The sequence below is a fragment of the Vibrio sp. G-C-1 genome (assembly GCF_021728015.1).
Lineage (GTDB): Bacteria > Pseudomonadota > Gammaproteobacteria > Enterobacterales > Vibrionaceae > Vibrio > Vibrio splendidus.
Genome location: NZ_JAKKCR010000012.1, coordinates 136,232 through 160,324, shown reverse-complemented (window position 1 = coordinate 160,324; position 24,093 = coordinate 136,232). Strand labels below are relative to the sequence as shown.

Below are 24,093 nucleotides of genomic sequence, written 5' to 3'. Positions count from 1 at the left end.
GCTCGTAGGTGGTGCAACTTTGAACTCGATCACTTGTATGATTAATTGAGTATCAGACTGTAAGATCACTGTCACGCATTTGGATTATTGTAGTACAAATATGCTTGCCATCTATCTATAGTGACCTCAACAAAAAACATAAATAAAGGTCTCAAGATGGAACTCAATACCCTGATAGTTGGCATCTACTTCCTATTCTTAATTGCAATAGGGTGGATGTTCCGAACGTTTACAAGTACGACAAGTGATTACTTCCGTGGGGGAGGTAATATGCTGTGGTGGATGGTAGGTGCAACCGCATTTATGACCCAGTTCAGTGCGTGGACATTTACTGGTGCAGCAGGTAAAGCCTTTACCGATGGTTTTGCCGTGGCGATTATCTTCATCGCGAACGCATTCGGTTACCTAATGAACTACCTTTACTTCGCTCCGAAGTTCCGCCAACTGCGCGTTGTGACGGTTATTGAAGCGATTCGTATGCGTTTTGGTAAGGTGAATGAGCAAGTGTTTACTTGGTCTGGCATGCCAAACAGCGTTATCTCCGCAGGTATCTGGTTGAACGGTCTTGCGATCATCGCGTCGGGTATCTTCGGCTTTGATATGACAACGACGATTGTCCTAACGGGTCTGGTTGTACTGGTGATGTCAGTAACGGGCGGCTCTTGGGCGGTAATCGCATCTGACTTTATGCAGATGGTTATCATTATGGCAGTGACCGTAACGTGTGCTGTAGTAGCGGTCTACCACGGTGGCGGTGTCACGCAAATCATCAATGATTTCCCAACCGATTCATTTATTACGGGTGATAACCTTAACTACCTAAGCATTTTCAGCATCTGGGCAGTGTTCATCTTCTTGAAGCAGTTCAGTATCACCAATAACATGCTGAACTCTTACCGTTACCTTGCAGCGAAAGACTCAAACAACGCACGTAAAGCAGCACTGCTTGCTTGTGTACTAATGACACTGGGTCCAATCATCTGGTTCATGCCTTCATGGTTCATGGCAGGTCAAGGTGTTGATTTAGCAGCAGCTTACCCAGAAGCTGGCAGCAAAGCCGCTGACTTCGCTTACCTATATTTCGTTCAAGAGTACATGCCGGTTGGTATGGTTGGCCTTCTGATTGCCGCGATGTTCGCAGCAACAATGTCTTCAATGGACTCTGGTCTAAACCGTAACTCAGGTATTTTTGTTAAGAACTTCTACGAGCCGATTCTTCGCCCTAAAGCGACAGAGAAAGAGCTAATGGTCGTTTCTAAAATAACGTCTACTTTCTTCGGCATCGCGATCATCTTGGTTGCTCTGTTCATTAACTCTCTTAAAGGTCTGAGCCTTTTCGACACCATGATGTACGTGGGCGCATTGATCGGCTTCCCAATGACGATTCCTGCATTCTGTGGCTTCTTTATCCGTAAAACTCCGGATTGGGCTGGCTGGGGCACGCTAGTCGTTGGTGGTGTAGTTTCTTACTTCGTTGGTTTCGTTATCACAGCGGACATGATTCAAAACTGGTTCGGTCTAAACGAACTAACTGGCCGTGAGTGGGCTGACCTGAAAGTGGCTATCGGCCTTATCGGTCACATCGTATTTACTGCTGGCTTCTTCGTTCTTTCAACATTGTTCTACAAGCCATTACCGGAACACCGTGAGAAAGATGTCGACAAGTTCTTCAACAATCTAGCAACACCGTTAGTAGCTGAAAGTAATGAACAGAAGAAACTGGATAACAAGCAACGTCGTATGTTGGGTTCACTTATCGCGGTAGCGGGTGTGGGCGTAATGACTATGTTTGTACTGCCAAACCCAATGTGGGGACGCATGGTATTCGTTCTGTGTGGCTTGATTGTGTTCTCTGTCGGCCTGTTACTTGTTAAAGCGGTCGATGACAAAGTCGAGCAACAAGACGAAGTAACTCCAGCCGAAGGCTAATTTAATACGCATCCTAAATAACATCACGGCTACCTAAATGGGTGGCCGTCATTTTTATAATCCAAACTTTAACGTGAGATGTACGATGAACAAAAAACTATTATCGGTAAGTATTATTAGCGCGTTCACGCTCGCTTTTGCAACAGGCTGTACGACACAAGAGAAAACAGCACCCGTAGTCAGTGTCGCTGAACAAGCTGCGCCTGCTATTAGCGAAATCGACCGTAGTTACCTATTGAGTAGTGACCGCTTAGCTGAGGTCGATGGCGACACCTTAGTCGTTGCATCAGAAGAGCAAGTGGCTGCGCTTAAAGCACAATTTGAAAATCTAAAAGATGGCGACGAAGTGGTGATCCCTGCCGGTAAATACGCGAACTTAGGTCAAGTGACGATTACGGCGAATGACATCACCATTAAAGCCGAGCAAGCGGGTTCCGCCTGGTTAACTGGCCTAGTTCAGTTTGAACTGAAAGGCGATAACATCACGCTTGATGGCCTAGTGTTTACCGAAGGCGGTCCAAACGAAAGGTTTGGCGGCGTACGAATGATGGGCGACAACAACACTTTAAAGAATTCAACATTTTACTACTTTAACCACGCTTATGAATATCAACCAGATGAGCGTCGTTCTGAATACCCAAGATACCTATGGGTTTCTTTGTGGGGTAAAGACGGTAAAGTCATCAACAACCGTTTCGAAGGTAAGCAAAAACGCGGCACGTTGATTGGTGTGCAAAAAGATGACACGCCAGACAACCATCTAATCGCAAATAATATCTTCATGGATCAAAAGCCTAACCAATTCAACGAATTCGACATCAAAGAAGCGATTCGTTACAACGGCAACAGCTGGGAAGCACTTCGTATTGGTGATTCAAAATCTTCTCAGTGGGATTCTAATTCAAAATTCGTTAATAACTTGATGATCGACATGGATGGCGAGCGCGAGCTTGTCTCAGTTAAGTCGGGTGGCAACACAATTTCTGGTAATACAATTTTTGAAAGTTCAGCTTTGATTTCTTTGCGTCATGGTAAAGGAAGTAGCGTTGAAAATAACATTATTCTAGGTAATAAAAAGAACTTAACGGGTGGTATTCGAATCTACGACGAGGACCATGTGATCCGTAATAACTACATTGTGAATACTCGTGGACGTGACGGTGTGATTGAAGGCAATGCTGACCTACGTGGCGGCATTGTTATTAACACAGGTATCATCGACGTAGCGAATGGTGAGCAGCTAGATCAATCAGTGAAGGGCAAAGAGCTGAACAAGCAGTGGACGCCGAAAAATATCACCATCGAAAATAACTCTCTAGTCGACACTGAGTGGGGCATTGTTTACGGCAACCAAAGCCACCGTGTAAGTTTGTTTGACAACGCAGAAGTGGAAGGCATTTATGCGGGCGTTGATGTGGCGTTTAAACACAACGTGGTTGATAACTCGCAGTCACCTGAGTTTGTCAGTGTACGTGCAACGCAAGATTTCCCATTAGTCGGCGCAACCTACACAGACGAAACTTACGTAGGTCAAGTAACGGATTCTGAACTGATTGAAGGTTACTCGGTTGAGCTACCAAAAGTTGTTGTAGAAAATGGCATTAACGCTTACCAAGGTGAAGGCGCAGACGTGTCTAAACTTGCAGTTGTGACGGCTGAAACAGCGGGTCCGGACTACGTGCTTGAAAATACGACTAAGTAAGTTATTGGTTATGGGTCATTACTTAATGGCTAATGCTTAATGGCTTGAGCTATCAAATCAATTCACGATAGCTGTCCTGACCATAACACTTAAAAAGCCTCAACGGGTAATGTCTGTTGAGGCTTTATCGATCTTAGGTCGTGATTATCTCGATCTTACGTCGTGACTACTGTGATTTATACTTATGCAGCAGATCCCAAGGGATATGACATAAGTGGTGATCTTCAGGGAAGTGGCTTAGGTGATGCTGGTGGATATCATCACTCGCAACATAGTGAGTTAACGGCAATATCTCGAGTGCGATACGGTCGGCGTCGTCACGAGAGGCAATATAATGCTTAGCTTCGGTTAAGTGTTCTGCGTTAGTGCTGTAAACGCCTGTGCGGTACTTCTCTCCGACATCGACACCTTGTTTATTGACGCTGTAAGGGTCAATAATCTCAAACAAGTGTCCCATCAAAATCGTTACTGAAGTGATATTTGGATCAAATTCAATTTGTACGCACTCGGCATAGCCATCGTAATCGCTTTGTGTGCTATCGCATTGTGTCGTCCCGTTTTCGGTTAGCTGGGCGCTTCCATTGGCACGGCCTGCTTCTGTGCTGATAACACCAGGAACGTACTTAATAAATTCCTGTACGCCCCATAAGCAACCGCCAGCTAAATAAATTTGTTCCATACTTACCTTTTACTTCTCTGTGTTTGTCGATGTTTGCTTATGTCTGTTCGATGCGTGAATCAATACGATGATACCCGCACGTATAAAAAAGCGTCTATAAAAATGAGCGCGCAAATAAAAACAAGCGTTTAGGTATTGTAAACCTGTGCGACTGAACAAACATAAGTTTAATATGATTTGTGATTATATAAGTCAGTATTGCTTTGTCATCAACTCGAATCTCAACATCAAGTGAGCGTTACTCTAAACATGTTTGATCAAATAAAAGACTTCATTAATCCGAGCAAGAACCCAGATCTTACTCAGGCCCATGAATACCAGCGTCAGCATCTGCCGACATTGTGGCTGTTGGGAAAAACGGGGGCGGGCAAGTCATCGTTTATTCAGGCGGTGACTGGCGACTCTTCTGTAGAAGTGGGCAATGGTTTTGCGCCTTGTACCATGACGGCGATGTCTTACGAATTCCCACAAGACAAACCCGTGATGCGCTTTCTCGATACCAGAGGACTAAGCGAAGCGAATTATGATGCGAAAGAGGATCTGGAAGAGATTGGTCAGGCAGGTAATGCGTTAGTCGTTGTAATGAAAGCCGACGAACCTGAACAATCCTCAGTGCTTGCGGCTCTAAAGCAGATTAAGAAACAGAAGAAAATTAAGCACTTGCTGCTTGTTCATACTGCAGTGTTGTCTTCCGGTGAAACAGATCGAGCAAGACAGGTTCAGTTCAACACCAACCAAGTAGAGAAGGCTTGGGGTAAAGAGTTTGAATCGGTAGCAGTCGATTTCGAAACGGATGACTCGAGCAATAACAGTGGTTCAATTTACAACTATGACATCTTGTTAGAAAAGCTGACCAGTATTCTTCCTGTTATTGGAATGATGGTGCAAGACAAAGAGCACTCCACTCAAGAAGAAGCCAACTTTGATCAAGTAGAAAACGAAGTGCTTTGGTATGCGGGAAGTGCCGCGGCGAGTGACCTGATTCCGGGGGTTGGTTTGGTATCGGTACCTGCGATTCAAGCCAAAATGCTTCACAGCTTGGCCAATCAATATGGGGTCGAGTGGAACAAGCGAGTCTTCAGTGAATTGATAGGCACCCTGGGAAGCAGCTTTGCTTTGCAATACGGAATGAAACTGGGCACTCGACAGTTGATAAAGCTGATTCCAGTTTATGGTCAAACGGTAGGGGCAGTGGCTGCAGCGGCAATGAGTTTCGGCACCTCTTATGGTTTAGGTCGCGCGGCTTGTTTTTACTTCTATCATAAGAACAAAGGCGAAGAAGTGTCTGAACAAGAGATGCAGAAGATCTACAAAGAATCCCTGAAAAAAGGAAAGGCGGCGTCGGGCTATGAAGAAAATTAGAAACCTATTTCGATTACTGGCGGTGCTATCGAGCGGCCGTTGGGGTATTGCTCTGATTTCGGCGATCTTCCCAAGCATTATCATGATGGGTTTTGGTGTGTTCTTGGCGGTCAAATACGGTTACCTACTCGAAATGTCGATTGCCATTGCCGTGAGTACCTTGGTATTCACCATTCCCTTGTTCATTTCTAGTCGTTCTTCACGCGATTCTTCAAGCCGCTCTTCACGCCGCTCTTCAAGTACGGAGCCCTTCTCAAATAAAGAGAGTGACGGCCTTGGCGAAGATGCTTCTGAATCTGAATCACAACATAACAAAGCTGATATCAACGATGCATTGGTTAAGGCTTCGACTGATTGGTCTCAAAAAGAACTGTCGATCTGGAATGATTCAAAACATCATGTACGCCAACAATTAATGGTCGACATAGAGTGGGGCAACCTAGACCAAACCGGTTTAGAAGTACTTGAGTTTGTGGCGAAAAAGTTTGATAAGAAATCGCTCGATTTCTCGATTCCTGAAGGGCTAAAGCTGTTCGAAGAGGTAAGCCGACGCTACAAACTGGTAGTGCGAGAGCATATACCGGGCATTGAGTATCTCAAGGTTTCTTACATCAAAGCGGGCTACGAAGCCTATGACAAATATGGCGAGCTAGGGCAGAAGATCGTTAAGGCCGCTATTTGGGGGAATCACCTCAAAAACCTCTATTTGAACCCGTTAAAAGTTGTTTCTGATTTAGGGAGAGAGCAAGCGACATCTTCAATGACAAGAGGTGTGGTTGATGACATGCAATACGCCGCTAAACAAGCCTTATTAGATGAAGTTGCGGCGGTGGCGATTGATCTCTATAGCGGACGTTTCAGCATTGAAGATGAAGCACTGAAAGCGTCTGATGTTTCTGAACTCGACGAACAACGCTTTGCTCCAGAGTTAGAACCCGTGCGAATCGTGCTGGTGGGGCAAACCAGTTCTGGTAAATCTTCGCTTATCAATGCGCTTAAGCAAGAGTTGGTAGCTGAAGTGGATGTACTGCCATCAACCGACACTTCAACGGTATACAACGCGTTTGTCGACGACAATGATGTTCGCGTGGTTGATCTTCAAGGGCTTGATGGCAATCCTAAAACCGAAGCCTTAATGCTGAAAGAGATGACCCAAGCCGATGTGGTGTTATGGGTGCTTAAAGCCAATCAATCTGCGCGTGATTTGGATAAGCAATTGAAAGATAGATTTGATGCTTTCTATGACGATCCTAAGAACATCTCACGCAAGAAGCCGATTGTGGTGTCGGTTGTGAATCAGGTAGACCGATTAAAGCCTGTAGACGACTGGCAACCGCCGTATGACTTAGATAACCCAACATCGGCCAAAGCGAAGATCATTGCTCAAGCGCTCGAATACAATCATATATTGCTGCAAACCGATATCGTGTTACCGCTGGCGATTGCGCCAGAAAAGGTACAGTTTGGTTTAGATACTTTAAGGCAGACGTTGATCGAGCGTATCGCTGACGCAAATAACGTGCAAAGAAATCGCCAACGTTTAGAAGCCATGAAAAGAGGCACGTCGGTTAAAGGCCAACTGAATAAAGCGGTCAAGGCGGGTAAGAAGGTTGCCCCCAGTGCATTGAAAGCAGCGACGCCAAAATTGGCTGAAATGGCCATCAAGCAAGTCGTGAAGAAAAAGTAATCCACGACTGCGGCTGCAAAACGGTTCTGATGAGGCTGAGACTCATCAGAACTGAGTTTTTAGATCGTGAGAGCTTATCTTTTTTGTTAAGGCTGGGGCTTTAGTGCTTAGCTTTTCTAGACCGGAGAGTTTTAGAGCTTGGCTTTTTAAGCTCAGTAGCTCTCTAGAAGACAGCCATCTTCGCCCCTTATTAGATAAGTATTGAGTTTAAAAGAGATTCGATATTATTAAGTAACTCGCTGAACTAGTTTAATAGTATATAAACGGCTGTGATTCACAGTTTATATAACATGCTATCGTATTTAATCATCATTCTAAATGTTGATCACATTTATACTTTTCTAAGCTTTATTTATAAAACAATTGCACTATATTTAAATTTCGGATCATCTTGATTTCAACGTAGGGATATATTGTGAACATGTATCTGAAATGGCAATCAACAACATGGCTAACCTTGTTAGCTTGGTATACCTTAGATCACCAGCTCTCGTTCCGCCTTTCTTCAGAGTAGTACCCTCTAGGCGTCACGCGCCAGCAAAGCAGCGTGCTTTGTTTACCTATCAGCAACTTTGATAACCTTTGAACGCATGAATGTCGCACTTATTATTTCGTGCAGAATATTCGTTGTTTTGTCGTTCTCGATAATTATCTTAGCCTCTGTTAAGGTTTGATTAATAAGTCATTATTTAACTTGTTTATTTTCATTGTTAATTTCCGTCTATCTTTATACGGAGCTATTAAATTAATGGTGAGGATTCGTGACATCTAAAGAAAATAGATTTCGACCTGATCGGAATGTATAGAAAGGTACTATTATGGAAAACTTCAAACATCTACCAGAACCGTTTCGTATTCGTGTTGTAGAGCCAGTAAAAAGAACAACCTCTGCATATCGTGAACAAGCCATTGTTGACGCGGGCATGAACCCATTCTTACTGGATAGTGATGATGTGTTTATCGACTTACTGACAGACAGTGGTACAGGTTCTATTACTCAGCGTATGCAAGCCGCGATGTTAATGGGGGATGAAGCTTACAGTGGTAGCCGCAGTTACTATGCATTGTCGAATGCGGTGAAAGATATCTTTGGCTATGAGCTGACTATTCCAACACACCAAGGACGCGGTGCAGAGCAGATCTACATTCCTGTTCTTATCAAGAAGCGTGAAATGGAGAAAGGGCTCGATCGAAGCAAAATGGTCGCTCTGTCGAACTACTTCTTCGATACAACACAAGGTCACACCCAAGTGAATTGCTGTGTGGCGAAAAACGTTTATACCAAAGAAGCGTTTGATACCTCGGTGAACGCGGACTTCAAAGGCAACTTCGATGTGGTGAAGCTGGAAGAAGCGATCTTAGAAGCGGGCGCAGCCAATGTTCCTTATATTGTGAGCACCATTACCTGTAACTCTGCTGGTGGACAGCCTGTCTCGATCGCCAATCTAAAAGCCGTGTATGAAATCGCTCAGAAGTACGACATTCCTGTGATCATGGACTCGGCACGTTACGCTGAAAATGCCTACTTCATTCAACAACGAGAAGTGGGTTATCAAGATTGGACAATCGAACAGATCACTCGTGAGTCTTACAAATACGCGGATGGCTTAGCCATGTCTGCTAAGAAAGATGCCATGGTACAAATGGGCGGCTTGTTGTGCTTTAAAGACGACTCTTTCATGGATGTGTACACAGAGTGTCGAACCTTGTGTGTCGTGCAAGAAGGCTTCCCAACCTATGGTGGCTTAGAAGGCGGCGCGATGGAGCGTCTTGCGGTTGGCCTTTATGACGGTATGCGCCAAGACTGGTTGGAGTACCGTATTGGTCAGGTTCAATACCTTGTTGATGGCTTAGAAGCGATGGGCATCGTGTGCCAGCAAGCAGGCGGTCATGCTGCGTTTGTGGATGCGGGTAAACTGCTTCCTCATATTCCAGCAGGTCAGTTCCCAGCACATGCTTTGGCGTGTGAACTCTATAAAGTCGCGGGTATCAGAGCGGTTGAGATTGGCTCATTGCTGCAAGGTCGCGACCCAGCAACCGGTGAACAACACCCATGTCCTGCTGAGTTATTGCGCCTTACCATTCCTCGCGCGACCTACACACAAACGCACATGGACTTCATCATCGAAGCATTTGAAAAAGTGAAAGAGAATGCAGGACAAGTGAAAGGGCTCGACTTTACCTACGAGCCGCCGGTGTTAAGACACTTCACTGCGCGCTTGAAAGAGGTAGAGCTCAGCGAGAAACAAACAGAAAAAAAGAATGAACAAACGCTCGAAGAAGCATTTTAAAATAAAAACATAAGCGAATAGTCACTAGAACCCTAATCAAAGGCTCCCACAGGAGCCTTTTCTTTTTTGGATGATAGGGAGTTAAGTCATCAAGCAGCTAAGCCTTTAAGCTTTTACGCTTTTAAGTACTTAACCCGTTAATCATTTAGGCCTTTAGATGTTGAACTACGCTTGTTTGTTTTTTAGGGTGGATTTCAACATTTGGAATAGCCATTGATTCAAAGGCGCGTCTTTCTGTGAACGACGGCAGCTCATCACATAACCCACATCGATCGTCAGTTTTTCGGGTAAATCAATACTACGACAGCCTTCTGGTACGCTGCCATTGAGGGTGATACCAAAATAGTCGGATTTGAACACAACATCGTGAATCATCGCAGGGTGGTCGACTTCCACTCTTGGGTTTACGTGAAATCCGATATTTCTAAGGCGATCAAGGATCGGGTATTTATTGTCATTCCATCCCGGGGTTTTAAATAGAATGATTGGGTAGTTGGCGAGCGACTCAAAGTCTTTCGCTGGATGATCCTCTCTCACGAAGAACACCACTTTTCCTTTGCCGAATTCCATTTGAGAAATTGACTGTGGCAAGGTTTCATCAAAGTAATGAACCGCTATGGATTCTTCGCCGTCGATGAGCCTGTTCCTTACATTGCTTCCCCACCGAACGAATGAGTAGTGAGCATGCGGGGCTTCTTTACTCAGAGCAAAGTAGAGCTTCGAGCCAAAGCGCTCCCAGAACAGGGTATTTGCGTAGATTTTGATATCACCTTGGTAAGTTTCTGGCGAAAATACTTGGTGTTTAATGGCTTCAACGCTGCTTAAGATCTGCTCAAAATTTTCGATGTTGGTTTCAACAAAAGTCGTGGGTTCAAACCCGTGTTTGGTTTGAATGAACAGTGGATCGTCGAGCTGCAACTTTAACTTCGAGAGGTTCTTGCTGATCGCCCCAGAGGTTTTTCCTAGCGACTCCGCAACCAGTCCAACATTGCGAAGTTCATACATACGCTTGATGACGAGGATATTTTGAATGTCTAGATTGATGTCCACAGGCTCTCCAAATGAATCCTTTTATAGGCAGTAATTTCGGTGCGGTAGGCGTACAGAAATTATGTGACTCTAATATCATAGTGGTAGTACAAAACAGATAAGACAGAACAGCGTCAGAACTTCGCTAATCCCTTGATTTTCCATTTGGTAAATCTTGCTTTTCCTCGAATGGCTTTCACTCAAGCGCTAAAGTTACCTCAACAAAGAAACACTGATACCAAACGAACAAATAATTAAAAATAATATGAGGTGATGTATGAAAAAGTTAATCGCACTAGGCTTAATGGCTCTTTCAATGAACACGGCTTTTGCTGCCGACGGTACGTATACAGGGACTATCGACATGACAAGAAGCGAAGGTAATCAAGTAAAGGCTGAGCGTGTTGAATCTGACTTAACACTGGAAGGAAGAAATGAAGCGTCTAACGGCGGAATCCAATTCCAAAAGAACGTAGATCAAGACCAAACGATCCAGCTTACAGGTCGTCGTGATTAACGTTAAAGATGTGCTTACCATTGTCATGAGAAATGCTGCGCCCTCGGGTGCAGCATTTTTCGTTATTGGGTTGTGGAGTATTTTATAAACTCTAGCGATCTAGCCTTGGCATGTTGTGTAACGTGTGGCATTTTGTTGTTCTCTAATTTAGATCGCTATTGGGTGTTGGTTAAGCATTATAAACCAGTAAGCGAACGACTCGAAAGGACAAGGAATGACTCAAAAAGAAACGGGAATGATTCGTCATATTCTACTGATTAAGTTTAAAGAAAACGCTGAGGCTTCAGAGGTTCAAAAACTAAAGATGCTGTTTGAAGCGATGCCAAACAAGGTTGAAGGGGTCACTTCAGTAGAATGGGGATTAAATGACAGCCCTGAAAACAAGAATCAAGGTTATACCCACTCGGTGTTAATGACTTTCGCTGATGAAGAAGGCCGCCAGAATTACCTTCCGCACCCTGAGCATGATGCGCTGAAAGATGTGTTTCGTCCGCTTTTAGAAGACATCATTGTGTTTGATTACTCCCTGTAATTAGGTTCTGAGTAGGTCTGTTGTGTTTGACTTACCTTCGATAATGAAGAGTTAGGGCCTAGCGTTTAAGCCCTAACTAAATAAGAAACGACTTACTCTGTTGGTGAAATCGTGACTGGTGCAAACGATGCGACAGCATTACCGCCAGCGCCTGGGCGGTCAACATAAGGCGTGTTTTGCATTAAGGTGTAATACACATCCACGAAGTCATCATCATTCACTAATACGCCTTCAGGAATCACATCAATGATCTTACCTGTGATCTGAGGAATGATCGCATAACCCTGAACTTCTGGATCAGGAATCATCTTCAGTATCTCTTCTGCGGCTTGAACCAAGAGTTTTGCTAGCGCTTTGTAGTCTGTGCCATCATCGTGTTCCATTAAGATCATGTCTGCAGCGCCCCAACGGTAGCGAGGCCAGAAGATGACGGTCTGGTTCGGGTAGTACGTCTGTTTGTCGTAGTCCAGATAAGGCATCTCAACGAGGTCGATTTGGGGCTCTAAACGACTTGAATCGACACCCGTCACGATAGCGTAGATTTCCGCTTTACCAGAGATCCAAGGTTCTTGGTCGACGGCTAAACGGATTTTGGTTAATTGTGTGGTATTCAACGGCTTAGGTTCCGACAAGGCCATCGAGCGACGTGCCTTGTTCATCAAAGACGGTTTTTGAGGTTGACTCTCGTCGGCATTGGTATCGCTAACGGCATTGATTTGCGTTGTAGTACCCAGCTTTTGCATCTCTGCCTGCATTGCCATTAAGCCAGCTTTGAGCTCTTCAGCACCGTTACTATCAACCACAAACACTGGGACGTCTGGCATTTGGTACACGTCTAGCTCGTGAACCTGCCCATACACATCATAGGCTTCGATGTATTGCCAGTTTGAATCGTCGCCTGATGGTTCAAATGCAAACAGCGGGTTTTCACCATTCTTCCAAGCTTCAATCATCGCTTCATCAGCCATGCGAACCTCTAACACAGAGTCGCTGAAGTCGTTGATCCCTTTCATCTTGCGATAACCAAGATCCGCTTTCTGCATCCGGCTTGAAAATGCAGAGTAGGGTTGAGTAGAGCTCAATTTATCTACAGGCGCGGATAAGTTCTTTTCTGAGATCTGAGCCTTCAATGAAAGCTCAAGATCGGAATAACGCTCGCTGATTTGTAACGCCAGAGATTGCTTTTGCGCTGCGCTACTTTCTGCAATACTTAATGAATCAGTTGTCTCAATATTTTGCGCATAAGACTGGAAGCCAACCACTGTCGTTGCAAGCACCATACTGATAGGAAAAGATGGTCTCATAAATAATCCTTATTTTAATTTTTATCATTAATAGAGCATTTGCCCTATAAGGATTAACCTATCAGTAACGTGAATGTGTTCAAAAGTTAGTCAGTTATTTTTGTTTCGTTGTGCAGCACAGGATCTCAATTTAAACTGTTTTTATAAAACAATGCCTAAGCAACCTTGATATTTATAAATTAATAAACGTATCAGTAAATAACTTACAATATTATTAGCTACTACGGTGTGTCATAAAAAAACCTACTCAAAGTGAGTAGGTTTTTATTTCGCGGTTAACCGCTAGTTCTCGATTTACAACTTGTTTGAGAGGCTGGCTCTAACTCAATCTAAACGCAACGTTAGGCCAGAGTAGTTCGAGTATCCACGCAGTAACACATGGTAGGTTACGCCCGGTTGCGCGCTCACACTGCACTGCTCATTGTTTCCAGCGCGATAAGGGCGACAATCGTAACTCGATGTCGTTGGCTTGCTGCCCGATTTCACGTAAAGGTCGGCATCGCCTGAACCACCAGACATTGAAACCGTCACGCTGGATGCAGAATCCACAGTGAACGTGTAGAAGCTCTCTGAAGATTGATTCCCGCTTAGGTTCGCAATCGGTGTGCCTTTCGTTAATACATTGCCAGTTGGAGGCGTTCCACCACAACTTGCATTAACGCCTACCGTGTTAAAGGCATCTTCAACATCGGCAACCACATAGCCCATGTCTGCTGCGGCATTCGCTACGCCACAAGCTCCAGCGTCAAAGGTACTGTTTGCCGTCCAATACAACTGGTTGGCAACCGTGAATATTTCAAAGCCCTTACGTACATTCCAACCCGATTTGTTCGCTAAAAGATAAAAGGCGCGGTTATAAACACCGCTAGATAAGTGAACGTTCAAACCATCGTAGTATTGAGAGGCGTGATCAATCGAGCGGCCATCTTTTGAAGGTTGATCAAAGTAACGCAAACCACCTTCAGACTTGAAGATATCGCTACCGACCACCCAATCCACATTGCCACGCAAGTAGTATTCAGCCGCTTCGCCCGCAATGTCTGAGAAGGCTTCATTGATACCGCCCGACATGTTTTGGTACACAAGGCCGGAGTTTTGCTCGGTGAATCCGTGGCTAACCTCGTGAGCACTCACGTTGATATCGACCAATGGATAAAAGGTGTTTTTGCCATCCCCAAATGTCATGGATGAGCCATTCCAAAAGGCGTTTTCATAATCGGTACCGTAATGAACGCGCATCGTCAGCTGGAAAGTTAAAGGCGACGTGTTCATCCACTCTTTGTACATATCGAATACGACATTACCAAAATAGTGCGCATCGTTAAGAGGCGAGTAAGCCCCGTTAATGTATTTGTGATCGGTGTAGTTGGTTCCGTCGGCACAGTTGTAGCTGTAGGCTGCGCTGCCAGACGTTCCGTTCCTCAAATCGACGGTCTTAACTGATTCATTTTCTAACGTACAAGTTGTGCCTGTTTTGTCGATGGGAAAGCTAGGGAAGTCACTGCCATATTCATATCGAGTGGTTTTGAGGTTGCCACCTGGGCCTGTACCTAATGCTTTAGCGTGGTTTAGCCCATTCCATTTTTGGAGCACATCGCCAGTCGTGGCATCAATAAAGTAGAAAGGGCGCTCTGGCATAGAGGACGCGATAAAGAAATCGACCAGATACACCACTTGGGCGACTTGGTTCTCGTCCAGTCTCACCATCAGTTTCGCGTTTTTATTTTCAATCGACTTTTTGCCGACGGTAAACGTGCGGTGAGAGGATATCGCAGCTTCAATCGCTTGTTCTCGATTCAGTTTTGGCGCGATGCTGGATAGGTCACCACTGATCCCCTGTGCCATGGAGCCGAACACCTGAGTGGGTTGGTTCTTGGAAAGGGTGGCGACAACGGAGGTATCAAAGACGGGTAAACCTAGGTGAGTTTGTTGATAGCGGACTTTCGTTTTTCCATTGGGCAATACCACCCGTTTAACTTCAGAAAAACCTAATTCAAGTGGAGCAACACTCTTCGACTGAGCGACGAGGCTTTGTTGTAGTAATGCATCATTATCGACTCTGACCATTTCTGCAGCGTGTGCATTAAAGCCAAAAGATGTACCTAGAATAGCTGCTATTTTCCAGCTTAGTTGACGTTGTTGGTTCATTATTCGTTCCTGATTTTAATATAAACTCCTTCTTCCCAACGGCTTTATAGGAAGTCTATATGCAACACATCTGTGCCATGTGTTGCGAATCAAGATTGGAAGAGCATTTGGAATTATGACAAGTTTATCAGGGAGATTTATTTTTAGAGTATGTAATTCAAAGTTTACAAAAAACCTTATTGATCAAATTGTTTTTATAAAATCTAAATTTATTATTTATCGTAAACGTATGAAGGGGAGAGAGTTATTAAAACCCGCTTTGTTTTAATTTATAGAATGAATTTCTCTAAGTTAATTCCGATATTTTTCAGTTTTTATCTTAATTATAAATGAGTAAATAAGTAGTTTTTTGGAAGTGGAAATATTGTCTTTATTATCAATAGTAAACTTGTTTTAACAATACTACTAAGCACAGTTCTCAACTTTTCTACATTTAGTTCTGTTAGACAGAAAATTTCTACATTTTCTTGCTCAATCACAAACTAAGAACGATAAGTCATTGTTATAAATAAAGTAAGTCGATTAATATAGGTTGCATAAGAATCAGACAGTAAATTCTGCATTTAAATACAGCAATTTTTGTCTAATAGCTGTTATGTGTAGAGGAAAAATTATGTCCGATGATAGTAAAAGTTTAGATTTAGTAGGATTGGGGAAAGTAGCTAAAGCAATCCCGCCAGAAGTGTATACGCAGACTTCAAGCACTGTATTAAGTACTTTTGATAGATTGGTTGCCCCTATAACAGAAACAACAAACGGTCTTGGTCGTTATATAAAGCAAAAGTTCGATAATATGGTAGAGGTAGAAAAAGCCGTTGCTACCTACACATTAGAGAATGCTGTTATAAAAGCGCAAAACAAGGCTAAAAGGTTGAATAAGCCTACTGTGGCACCTGCGCACAGTAAGAGTTTTGTAAAGGCAATCGAAGAGTCTTCTAAAGAAACAGACCCGCTTCTGCATGAGATGTGGGAAAACCTATTAGCTGAGCAATTGATTGATAATGTATTTCACCCTCACTTTGTCGAGATTCTTTCTCACTTTAGCTCAAAAGAAGCTCAGTTATTAACGAAACTAAAAGCAAAAGATCAAGTAACAGATCATTGTGGTGGATATATTTCATATAATGACGATAGCTTCACTCATTGGCTCTCTAATGGAATCGGCGCAGAAATGCTCCCTTGGGACTACTCCTGCATTTTATTGGATGAATTCAGGTTTATAGGTCTGCTTGCTCCAAATAAAGAAAAATATCCAGACGGTACCGTTATTTTACATTTATCTCGTGCCGGACAGGCTTTTCTAAAATCAGTATCGCCATAATACGCATAACAAACGGTTCAAGTGGATTCGTAACGCTCGGCGGTTTTAGTGTTAGTTTTGACTTATGTGATTACGGTGTTCAAATTAGGTTTGGCGGTGCGTCACTCACCACTTAACCGGGCGTTATAAACAAGAGGAGGTTGTTGATGGGAAGTAAGATCCCTGAAGCTAGTCTAGGATGTGGCAATCGTATAGCTGCAACTGATTATGAGAATAAGCCCTATGGGGCTCTATTTTGTGCATCTCCTAGTTGCAGTGCACAGTTATCATTTGTAAAAAGACATGATCGAAAATATGCCACGAAAACTGTAGAAATAGCGCCATGTTTTCGATTGAAAAGAAATGAGGAACATGGCTCGAGATGCAGATATAACATTAGTGGTCAGCTCAACATCATAGCCAAATCATCGGATTCTGCTGTGTTTTCCGCAATTGATAAATCGAAATATGAGTTTCGACTCCATATTCTTCTTAAAGCTCTGTGGGAGTTGTCTAAACCGGAAATAGAAAACAAAGGAAAGGCTTGGGGAAGTTCGGGAGAGTCTGATAAGAAATACTCCAACAAAGGTACACTAACCAACTATCTGAAAACATTGAAGCAAATACTTGAGTTGAGAGCACTGTGTGAAGACAACAAAGAATTGAAAAGTTTAGTAACGCTTAACTATCGGGGCAAGAAAGTAAGTTGGGAACGCTTTTACTTTGATCATGAGAACCTTCATAATTTTGTTAAGCACTATAAAGTTGGTGAGTACACGATGCCTCTTGCCATTTCTGGGTATATTCATGAACTTAGAAAACCAACGAATGAGAAGTTCCCTTTCTATGTAGTGGAGCTAAACTCTCCATTTGTGGAACCTGATAGAAATGGAATAATTAAGAAGCCAATTCCACAAATCATTTTAAAAAATAGCTCATTGCTCGCACACATAGATCCATCAAAAGAGTATATATTTTTCGGACGCTGGAAGCCTCGTGAAAGAAAACGTAGCGGTCGTAATGAGAACTCAAAGACACAATGGGTATTCGAAAATATAGAGATGTACATAGATAACAAAGATCATTTTATTGAGTGTTAGTTTATAACAAAGCGCTTACTACAGATTCGTAACGCTTGGCATAGGAATAATAATGGCAAATATAGGTACAATTGATTTTTATATTGGAGTGCCAAGCTTATCTCGCGAGGACTTTGAAAGTTATTCGACTCAGCTCTTTGATGAGTGGGAATCTTATGTTGGGCAAAACCTAGAGTTAAGAGATTACTCTCTTGTTTTAGAAGTTGAAGAGGGTTCAATAAAAGCCAAAGGCAAAATACTTGCAACTGCAAGTGTCTTGTATTTTGGTATTGCACAATATGGTTCATTTATCTCCGGTCTACAAACTATAAATAATCAAGTTAAGGCTGTTGGTGACTATCTTGGGGAAAGAGCTAGCTCACCATTCGATCTTAGTCGGGTACAGCCCAAATTGCGAAAGCGAGGAGAATCTCTTGCTCGCTTAGAAAGCCTTTTTGTCAAAGTTCAGCGTGGCGAATTAACCGTCGAAATAGCAATGCAAGAAACGGAAGCTATTTTTGGTGTGGAACTAGAAGAGGCTCCTGAGTTTTACAAGGACCTCAAAGAATCCTTGGAACAAACACTAGTAACCCCTGAGCAAATGGAGTTGAAGCTCATTGACGTGAATGGAGAAGAGTTAACAAACCCTCAGCAACCGCCCAAACAACCACGAAAACCGAAACCAAGAACCCCATCTCCACCTGTAGATCAGTTTAGAGTTGAGGTTTGGCGTGAAACAAAAAACAGTAAGAGAAATATCAAAGTTACTACTTTGCGAAAATATCCCTAACAAGAGTCTATTGCACCAATAGTTCATTTGAATAATCACTATCTCTGAGTTTAACGTTCACTAACTAAACGTATTTGTTGAATTGAACATGATTTTTGGGTGTTTAGTCAATACCGCATTTTCACTTCCATAGCTTAATTAAAACTAATAGAATCAGTGCTTTAATAACGCATGATTTTATGAGAGCAAGAACATGAAACACACTCCAAGTTCTTTTATGGAAATGAAAGGGAAACAACGTATTCCGATGTTGACTGCTTATACATTCCCTGTGGCTGCAAGTATCGAATCTGCTGGGATACCTATTATTCTCGTTGGTGACACTGTCGGTATGGTTGAAATGGGCTTTAGCAGTACGCGAGATGTGACCATTGAGCACATGGAATATCATGTAGGGGCAGTGCGTCGAGGTGCTCCAAATACTCACATTATTGGTGACCTCCCATACTTAACCGATCGTTCTCCTGAAGTAGCGTTAGTTAATGCGAAAAGGTTGATGCAGGCTGGTGCCGACAGCATAAAGCTGGAAGGTGCAAAACTCGATGTGATTACTCACCTTGTAGCAAACAATATCCCAGTTGTTGGCCACACGGGGTTAACACCGCAAACAGCAACAAATTTCAAGAAAGTAGGGCAATCAGCTGAAGATGCTCAAACCGTTAGCGAAGAAGCAAAAGCGATTCAAGAAGCCGGCGCGTTTATGTTGGTGCTCGAACACATACCTTCTTCACTTGGCGAATCGATCACTCAAGAGGTAAGTATTCCTACGATTGGGATTGGCGCGGGAGCCGATTGTGATGGTCAGGTATTAGTGATCAATGATGCGCTTGGACTTGGTAACCGATGGCCTCCATTTTCAAAACAGTACGCCCATTGCAGCCAAACTATCTTTGACGCAGCAAATGAGTTTGCTACGGAAGTCAAAACGAACGTATTTCCGAACAACCTGAGCAAATAAGCCACATAGATAATGGCTTTAGGTTGAATCGTAATGCATGGCATTTCCCCATGAATTACTATAAGCATATGATGTGTATTTGGACGTTCGGTGTTGAGCTGGTTCGATTCTCTCACCAAACGTCAGTTTCACGGAGGAAACATGACAAGCGACCAACTATTAGAAAAGGCACTTTATAGTAGTGCCAGCATCCACCAACCTCATTCTTTAAAAGCTTATTTGGCTGCGAATCACCTTAATGATTATTTCGGCACAACCGACAGTGTGTGGCTTAAAACGAGTGAGTTGATAGACCAAACTGAGATTGAAGTTTTAGGTGAGTACTCTGCAACGGTGCAAGCACCCAACTTCTCAGATTTTCGTATTAAAAGGATATTGGATAACGGGATATACCCAGCGGCGTATGCTGCTTTAATGCAGTGGCATGAGAATAAGGGCTTTCAAGATATCTTCTCGCATTACGTTTCGCAGGCTTCTCAAACAAGCGAATACCTTTCCCACAATGTGACTATCTTATTGGCGCTGAATCGTGTTTACCGTGAGTTACAGCCGCCTCAAGTTCCAGCATTCCTTAACCGCTTCACTGAATTTGTCACATCGACTCGTTCTGATGGCGACCGAAGCACTGACACAAACGAAGTCGTAGAGCTCAATAGCGTATTACAAGTATGCCTAAAACAGTTTGGTTTCTTTGGGCATAACCTCATTACGCTTACGTGGATATTGCGTTGCAAGGAAGAGCTGTCGAAAGAGCAATATGACGCAATGCTTTCTAATCTTTATCGACAGGCCAATAGTCCTTTGGAAGATCCTGACGATGAGATTGATCAAGCTATCTTGGTGCAGTGTCAAAGCTCAGATAATTCAGATGAGCTCTATGACAATGTCCACCGTTTGGTTTTTGGGTATACATTGAACCTGCACCAGATAACGTTAGCGGATGCATTGTGTTTTCTTCACGAACGATTCCCTGAACATGCATTGGAGCTAAAGCACATTGCCGAGTATCAGTGTCGTCTGTTAGAAAAGTGAGTTTAATTAGGACGTTGCATTTACCTTATGCAACGTTATCAGTTTAGTTAGCGCAGAAGTACAACTTACACGCTAATCAGGTCTCAAATTGAAAAAAGAGCTACTCGATAATGCAGCTATGCTCTTTACTTCTGAAAGCCAATCCGGTGTCAAATATGGCTCACATATTACGGATCTCCTACGCAAAGGCGAACGCTTGCCTTTTGTTTCTCGGAATTTAATTGCAACAGTAAATCACATACAAACGTAGAGGTAGCGCACAGAAACGAAAAAGGGGATATCGCGATTACGTAATCATTGATCTAACCGATAGTGAGATAGTGATAAGAGGTCGATAATTCGTTGTCGGATCTAAATTAGAACTTTAAATCTAATTTCTAAGTAGTTGTTATCTCAGGAAGAGTTTTTGTGCTATGCGCCCCTATATTAAATACATTATCCCTATTTTAATTCCTTTCATTATCCTCGTAATGCCGCTATCAGCGTTTCCATTTGAAGGCCTTACGATTATTCAACAACGCGTTATCGCGATCTTTTTATTAGCGGCATTGTGCTGGGTGTTCGAGCCTATCCCGATCTACGCGACGTCTGTTGTTATTATCGTTCTGCAATTGTTGATGTTGTCGGATAAAGGGCTGATCTTTTTAAGGTTTGAGCATGGGCAGGAACATTTTGGTGAGTTGTTAAAATACAGCGATATCATGGCGACATTCGCCAGCCCAATCATCATGCTGTTTTTGGGCGGTTTTTTCTTAGCGATGGCCGCCACTAAGTATCGATTAGACGTAAACTTAGCCCGTGTATTATTGAAGCCATTTGGACAAGACCCAAAGTTTGTGATGCTCGGCTTAATGTTGATCACTGGTATCTTTTCGATGTTTATGTCTAACACGGCAACAACGGCAATGATGCTATCTATTTTAACGCCGGTACTGGCTGTGTTTGGTCCGAAAGACCCCGGTCGTATAGCGTTTGCGCTTTGTATCCCTGTTGCCGCTAACATCGGTGGCATTGGTACCCCGATCGGTACCCCCCCGAACGCTATCGCCCTTAAATATTTAGTTGGCGATAACCTCATTACGTTCGGTGAATGGATGGCATTTGGTGTGCCGTTTGTCGTTATTATGATGGCGTTAGCGTGGTTTTTAATAGGTTTTATGTACAAAGCTGATCAAAAGAAAATCGAGCTAAGCATTAAAGGTAAATTCCTTAAAACGCCCAAAGCCATTGCGGTGTACGTCACTTTTGCGCTGACCATCATTCTTTGGTTAATGGGCTCAAGCCATGGCATGAACTCTTATACCGTCGCTCTGATTCCTGTCGCTGTGTTCTCACTCACAGGGATCATCAATAAAGAAGACCTGAAAAAGATTTCTTGGGACGTACTGTGGCTTGTATCTGGTGGTATTGCGCTTGGTTTAGCTCTCGATAAAACTGGCTTAGCAAGGCTCGTGGTACACAGCATTCCGTTTGATGCTTACTCACCATATGTGGTGTTGTTCGGAGCGGCGTTCTTGTGTTTGGTAATGGCAAACTTTATGTCTCATACCGCAACGGCTAACTTGTTAATGCCAATTATGGCTGCATTAGGTTCGTCTATGGCTTCACTCACGCCACTCGGCGGTGAGTTAACGTTAATTCTGGTTGTGACTTTTGCCGCTTCATTAGGTATGTCGCTGCCAATCAGTACGCCACCGAATGCGTTGGCTCATGCCACGGGTCATGTGCAAAGTAATCAAATGGCCAGAATCGGTATTATTTTGGGTGTGGTTGGTGTGCTACTGAGTTTTGTTATGGTGTGGCTGCTACATTCAATTGGTCACATAGGATAACGATACGTGTATCAACAAAAGCTAGAAGCACTTATCGATCGTTATTTTAATCAGACAGAACGTCGGGTGACGTGCCGTGCCGGTAACACCATTATTGAACAATCAGCGTTAAACACTCGTTTGTATTATGTGTTTAGTGGAGAGCTCGAAGGATTTTATACCGAAGCGAATGCACCGCGAGTACGCGTGTTTAGCGCGGGTAGTGGAGCTTTTATAGGCGTTCATAGCTTCTTTTCAGGTAATTGGACAGCATCTTCAACGGTTGTTGCTAAAACCGATGTTGAGTTAGCGTGGATCGATAAAGACACGCCGGCAGAAGATGAACGTAAATTTGGCCCTCTTACCGCACAGTTCACACCTGTGATTGTCAATGAGTTGTCGCGTCGTCAACGCCGTGCAACACAAGAAGCGATAGCGAAACAAAAAGCGCTAGAGAAGTTACATACTGCTGAGCAAATGACGACCTTGGGTCAATTGGCTGCAGGGATTGCCCATGAGCTTAACAACGCTATTGGTGTAGTAAATAGTAAATCTGGTCGACTTGAAACGGTCATCATGGATCTACTTGAAGAAGTGCATCCAGAAGCCAGTCAATTTTTCGATTTTGGGTTAATGCATGGTCAGAAAACGTCGTCGTCAGAAGCGCGAACACGTGGGCGACAATTTGAAAGAAAATATGGTTTAGACAAGAACATTGCTCGCTCTCTTGCAAAGGCGATTCCAATTGACGCTTCATATGCAACAGACGTTATTTCAAAACATTGGCTGAAAAACCCAGAAGAAGCGATTCGCTTTTGGCAGATGGGTTGTGATTTACATGATTTACGTTTGGCATCTAGACACACCGTCGGCATCGTAAAATCGGTTAAACAACTTGGCAGAGTTGATATTGACACCGAAGAAGCGGTTGATATTAACGACTCCATTAACCATGCCTTATCGTTGTTACAAAGTGAGTTACGTCGAGTGTCTGTGCGATTGAGCCCTGCAGATTTGCCGACTTTTAAAGGCTCGAAAACAGAGCTCGTTCAGATTTGGGTCAACATTGTAAAGAATGCTTGTGATGCAATGTCGAATTCAGACGATGCCGCAATAGAAATTCAAACCAGATTAAGTAAGAAAAGAATATTAGTTACGATCACGAATAACGGCCCTGAGATAGACGAGGTGACTCGTAGAAAGGTATTTCAGCCCAACTTCACCACTAAAAAAGGTGGTTTATCGTTTGGATTGGGCTTGGGTTTATCAATCGTTAAGCGGATTGTGGCGGGTTATGGCGGAAGTATTATTGTGAAAAGTGATGCTTCTAAAACTGTATTTAGAATCAAGTTACCAGTAGAGGGTGAACATGGAGAAGCTTAATTTAATCTGTGTCGATGACCAGAGAGAAGTACTGAGCGCAGTGGTACAAGATTTAGAGCCGCTGGCGAGTTGGCTGAATATTGAAGATTGTGAATCAGCGCTAGAAGTGCTTGATCTCATTGATGAACTTGACGCAGAAGGCGAACACATTACCGTCATCGTGTCCGATCATGTGATGCCAGGGAAAACGGGCGTGGAGTTACTCACTGAAGTATTCCATGACAGCCGCTTTCCGAATACAAAGAAAATTCTTCTTACGGGGCAGGCCACTCACACCGATACCATCAATGCGATTAATGCAGCAGGTATCGACCGTTACTTTGAAAAGCCTTGGCAAGCAAGCACATTAGTTGAGTGCATTCGTACTCTTGTCACTGAGTACATATTTGATCAAGGGCTTGATTACACGGACTATCAGAATGAGCTTGACCAGCAGGTTGTGTTGAGACGCTTGCGTTAGTCACTTATGTTAGCGACTTACATGAGTCACTAATGTCAGTCGCTTGAAATTGTATGCACCGAAGGACGCTTTCTGAAGGATTTTGTCTTTGAAAGATGTA

Annotated in this window: 19 protein-coding genes; 15 read left to right on the top strand and 4 right to left on the bottom strand. The window is 43.4% G+C overall.

What is annotated here, in order from left to right; all coding sequences use genetic code 11:
* The first annotated feature begins 156 nt into the window (after positions 1 to 156).
* A complete protein-coding gene (locus L3V36_RS17790; RefSeq protein WP_017077159.1) occupies positions 157 to 1,929 on the top strand; it encodes a transporter in 1,773 nt (590 codons plus the stop codon).
* An 85-nt stretch (positions 1,930 to 2,014) separates the two neighbouring features.
* Positions 2,015 to 3,631 carry a polysaccharide lyase 6 family protein gene (locus tag L3V36_RS17785; RefSeq protein ID WP_208775626.1) on the top strand — a complete coding sequence of 539 codons (1,617 nt, stop codon included), beginning with the start codon at positions 2,015 to 2,017 and terminating at the stop codon, positions 3,629 to 3,631.
* A 166-nt stretch (positions 3,632 to 3,797) separates the two neighbouring features.
* Here the strand turns inward: L3V36_RS17785 and L3V36_RS17780 are convergent, their stop codons facing one another.
* Positions 3,798 to 4,310: a peptide-methionine (S)-S-oxide reductase gene (locus tag L3V36_RS17780; RefSeq protein ID WP_208775625.1), complete on the bottom strand. Its 513-nt coding sequence runs from the start codon at positions 4,308 to 4,310 to the stop codon at positions 3,798 to 3,800.
* Between the two features lie 249 nt (positions 4,311 to 4,559).
* On the opposite strand from L3V36_RS17780, the gene L3V36_RS17775 reads away from it, so the two are divergent.
* The 3 genes from L3V36_RS17775 to tnaA all read left to right on the top strand — a co-directional run bounded on the left by L3V36_RS17775 (position 4,560) and on the right by tnaA (position 9,650).
* On the top strand, positions 4,560 to 5,672 hold the full coding sequence (locus L3V36_RS17775; RefSeq protein WP_029225580.1) for a GTPase: 1,113 nt from the start codon (positions 4,560 to 4,562) through the stop codon (positions 5,670 to 5,672).
* Positions 5,659 to 7,359 (top strand): GTPase, encoded by a 1,701-nt coding sequence (locus L3V36_RS17770; protein ID WP_208775624.1) that lies wholly within the window; start codon positions 5,659 to 5,661, stop codon positions 7,357 to 7,359. The genes L3V36_RS17775 and L3V36_RS17770 overlap by 14 nt, the downstream gene beginning before the upstream one ends.
* A gap of 818 nt (positions 7,360 to 8,177) precedes the next feature.
* Positions 8,178 to 9,650: a tryptophanase gene (tnaA, locus tag L3V36_RS17765; RefSeq protein WP_208775623.1), complete on the top strand. Its 1,473-nt coding sequence runs from the start codon at positions 8,178 to 8,180 to the stop codon at positions 9,648 to 9,650.
* Positions 9,651 to 9,815: 165 nt separating this feature from the next.
* On the opposite strand, the gene L3V36_RS17760 is transcribed toward tnaA, so the two are convergent.
* Positions 9,816 to 10,700 carry a LysR family transcriptional regulator gene (locus tag L3V36_RS17760; RefSeq protein WP_017090766.1) on the bottom strand — a complete coding sequence of 295 codons (885 nt, stop codon included), beginning with the start codon at positions 10,698 to 10,700 and terminating at the stop codon, positions 9,816 to 9,818.
* Positions 10,701 to 10,956: 256 nt separating this feature from the next.
* Here L3V36_RS17760 and L3V36_RS17755 point away from each other — a divergent pair, with 256 nt between their 5' ends.
* Together L3V36_RS17755 and L3V36_RS17750 are read left to right on the top strand one after the other, a co-directional pair.
* Positions 10,957 to 11,196 (top strand): hypothetical protein, encoded by a 240-nt coding sequence (locus tag L3V36_RS17755; RefSeq protein ID WP_017081013.1) that lies wholly within the window; start codon positions 10,957 to 10,959, stop codon positions 11,194 to 11,196.
* 214 nt (positions 11,197 to 11,410) lie between these two features.
* A complete protein-coding gene (locus tag L3V36_RS17750) occupies positions 11,411 to 11,728 on the top strand; it encodes a Dabb family protein (protein ID WP_009846539.1) in 318 nt (105 codons plus the stop codon).
* Positions 11,729 to 11,820: 92 nt separating this feature from the next.
* On the opposite strand, the gene L3V36_RS17745 is transcribed toward L3V36_RS17750, so the two are convergent.
* Together L3V36_RS17745 and L3V36_RS17740 are read right to left on the bottom strand one after the other, a co-directional pair.
* Positions 11,821 to 13,032, bottom strand: a complete 1,212-nt coding sequence (locus L3V36_RS17745; protein ID WP_208775622.1) for a DUF3103 domain-containing protein — start codon at positions 13,030 to 13,032, stop codon at positions 11,821 to 11,823.
* Between the two features lie 324 nt (positions 13,033 to 13,356).
* The gene (locus tag L3V36_RS17740) at positions 13,357 to 15,180 is read right to left on the bottom strand and encodes a M4 family metallopeptidase (RefSeq protein ID WP_208775621.1); all 1,824 of its coding nucleotides are present in this window, start codon (positions 15,178 to 15,180) and stop codon (positions 13,357 to 13,359) included.
* Between the two features lie 613 nt (positions 15,181 to 15,793).
* Between L3V36_RS17740 and L3V36_RS17735 the strand changes: the two genes are divergently transcribed.
* The 8 genes from L3V36_RS17735 (at position 15,794) to L3V36_RS17700 (ending at position 23,993) form a co-directional block, all read left to right on the top strand.
* Positions 15,794 to 16,501, top strand: a complete 708-nt coding sequence (locus L3V36_RS17735; protein ID WP_208775620.1) for an Abi-alpha family protein — start codon at positions 15,794 to 15,796, stop codon at positions 16,499 to 16,501.
* 146 nt (positions 16,502 to 16,647) lie between these two features.
* Complete coding sequence (locus L3V36_RS17730; protein ID WP_208775619.1) at positions 16,648 to 17,580, top strand: hypothetical protein; 933 nt, start codon at positions 16,648 to 16,650, stop codon at positions 17,578 to 17,580.
* A 52-nt stretch (positions 17,581 to 17,632) separates the two neighbouring features.
* Positions 17,633 to 18,349: a hypothetical protein gene (locus L3V36_RS17725; protein ID WP_208775618.1), complete on the top strand. Its 717-nt coding sequence runs from the start codon at positions 17,633 to 17,635 to the stop codon at positions 18,347 to 18,349.
* 193 nt (positions 18,350 to 18,542) lie between these two features.
* Positions 18,543 to 19,307, top strand: a complete 765-nt coding sequence (gene panB, locus L3V36_RS17720; RefSeq protein ID WP_208775617.1) for a 3-methyl-2-oxobutanoate hydroxymethyltransferase — start codon at positions 18,543 to 18,545, stop codon at positions 19,305 to 19,307.
* Between the two features lie 141 nt (positions 19,308 to 19,448).
* The gene (locus tag L3V36_RS17715; RefSeq protein ID WP_208775616.1) at positions 19,449 to 20,339 is read left to right on the top strand and encodes a hypothetical protein; all 891 of its coding nucleotides are present in this window, start codon (positions 19,449 to 19,451) and stop codon (positions 20,337 to 20,339) included.
* 413 nt (positions 20,340 to 20,752) lie between these two features.
* Positions 20,753 to 22,171 carry an SLC13 family permease gene (locus L3V36_RS17710; protein ID WP_065606706.1) on the top strand — a complete coding sequence of 473 codons (1,419 nt, stop codon included), beginning with the start codon at positions 20,753 to 20,755 and terminating at the stop codon, positions 22,169 to 22,171.
* Between the two features lie 6 nt (positions 22,172 to 22,177).
* Positions 22,178 to 23,533, top strand: coding sequence for an ATP-binding protein (locus L3V36_RS17705; RefSeq protein ID WP_208775615.1), 1,356 nt, complete (start codon positions 22,178 to 22,180; stop codon positions 23,531 to 23,533).
* Positions 23,520 to 23,993, top strand: a complete 474-nt coding sequence (locus tag L3V36_RS17700) for a response regulator (protein ID WP_017081022.1) — start codon at positions 23,520 to 23,522, stop codon at positions 23,991 to 23,993. Before L3V36_RS17705 ends, L3V36_RS17700 begins: the two co-directional genes overlap by 14 nt.
* The last annotated feature ends 100 nt before the right edge of the window (positions 23,994 to 24,093 follow it).

Coding starts and splice junctions, on each gene's coding strand:
- L3V36_RS17710 (WP_065606706.1), top strand. CDS start 20,753: ATGCGCCCCTATATTAAATACATTATCCCTATTTTAATTCCTTTCATT.
- L3V36_RS17740 (WP_208775621.1), bottom strand. CDS start 15,180: ATGAACCAACAACGTCAACTAAGCTGGAAAATAGCAGCTATTCTAGGT.
- L3V36_RS17785 (WP_208775626.1), top strand. CDS start 2,015: ATGAACAAAAAACTATTATCGGTAAGTATTATTAGCGCGTTCACGCTC.
- L3V36_RS17775 (WP_029225580.1), top strand. CDS start 4,560: ATGTTTGATCAAATAAAAGACTTCATTAATCCGAGCAAGAACCCAGAT.
- L3V36_RS17770 (WP_208775624.1), top strand. CDS start 5,659: ATGAAGAAAATTAGAAACCTATTTCGATTACTGGCGGTGCTATCGAGC.
- L3V36_RS17750 (WP_009846539.1), top strand. CDS start 11,411: ATGACTCAAAAAGAAACGGGAATGATTCGTCATATTCTACTGATTAAG.
- L3V36_RS17730 (WP_208775619.1), top strand. CDS start 16,648: ATGGGAAGTAAGATCCCTGAAGCTAGTCTAGGATGTGGCAATCGTATA.
- L3V36_RS17745 (WP_208775622.1), bottom strand. CDS start 13,032: ATGAGACCATCTTTTCCTATCAGTATGGTGCTTGCAACGACAGTGGTT.
- L3V36_RS17755 (WP_017081013.1), top strand. CDS start 10,957: ATGAAAAAGTTAATCGCACTAGGCTTAATGGCTCTTTCAATGAACACG.
- L3V36_RS17780 (WP_208775625.1), bottom strand. CDS start 4,310: ATGGAACAAATTTATTTAGCTGGCGGTTGCTTATGGGGCGTACAGGAA.
- L3V36_RS17725 (WP_208775618.1), top strand. CDS start 17,633: ATGGCAAATATAGGTACAATTGATTTTTATATTGGAGTGCCAAGCTTA.
- L3V36_RS17735 (WP_208775620.1), top strand. CDS start 15,794: ATGTCCGATGATAGTAAAAGTTTAGATTTAGTAGGATTGGGGAAAGTA.
- tnaA (WP_208775623.1), top strand. CDS start 8,178: ATGGAAAACTTCAAACATCTACCAGAACCGTTTCGTATTCGTGTTGTA.
- L3V36_RS17790 (WP_017077159.1), top strand. CDS start 157: ATGGAACTCAATACCCTGATAGTTGGCATCTACTTCCTATTCTTAATT.
- L3V36_RS17700 (WP_017081022.1), top strand. CDS start 23,520: ATGGAGAAGCTTAATTTAATCTGTGTCGATGACCAGAGAGAAGTACTG.
- panB (WP_208775617.1), top strand. CDS start 18,543: ATGAAACACACTCCAAGTTCTTTTATGGAAATGAAAGGGAAACAACGT.
- L3V36_RS17715 (WP_208775616.1), top strand. CDS start 19,449: ATGACAAGCGACCAACTATTAGAAAAGGCACTTTATAGTAGTGCCAGC.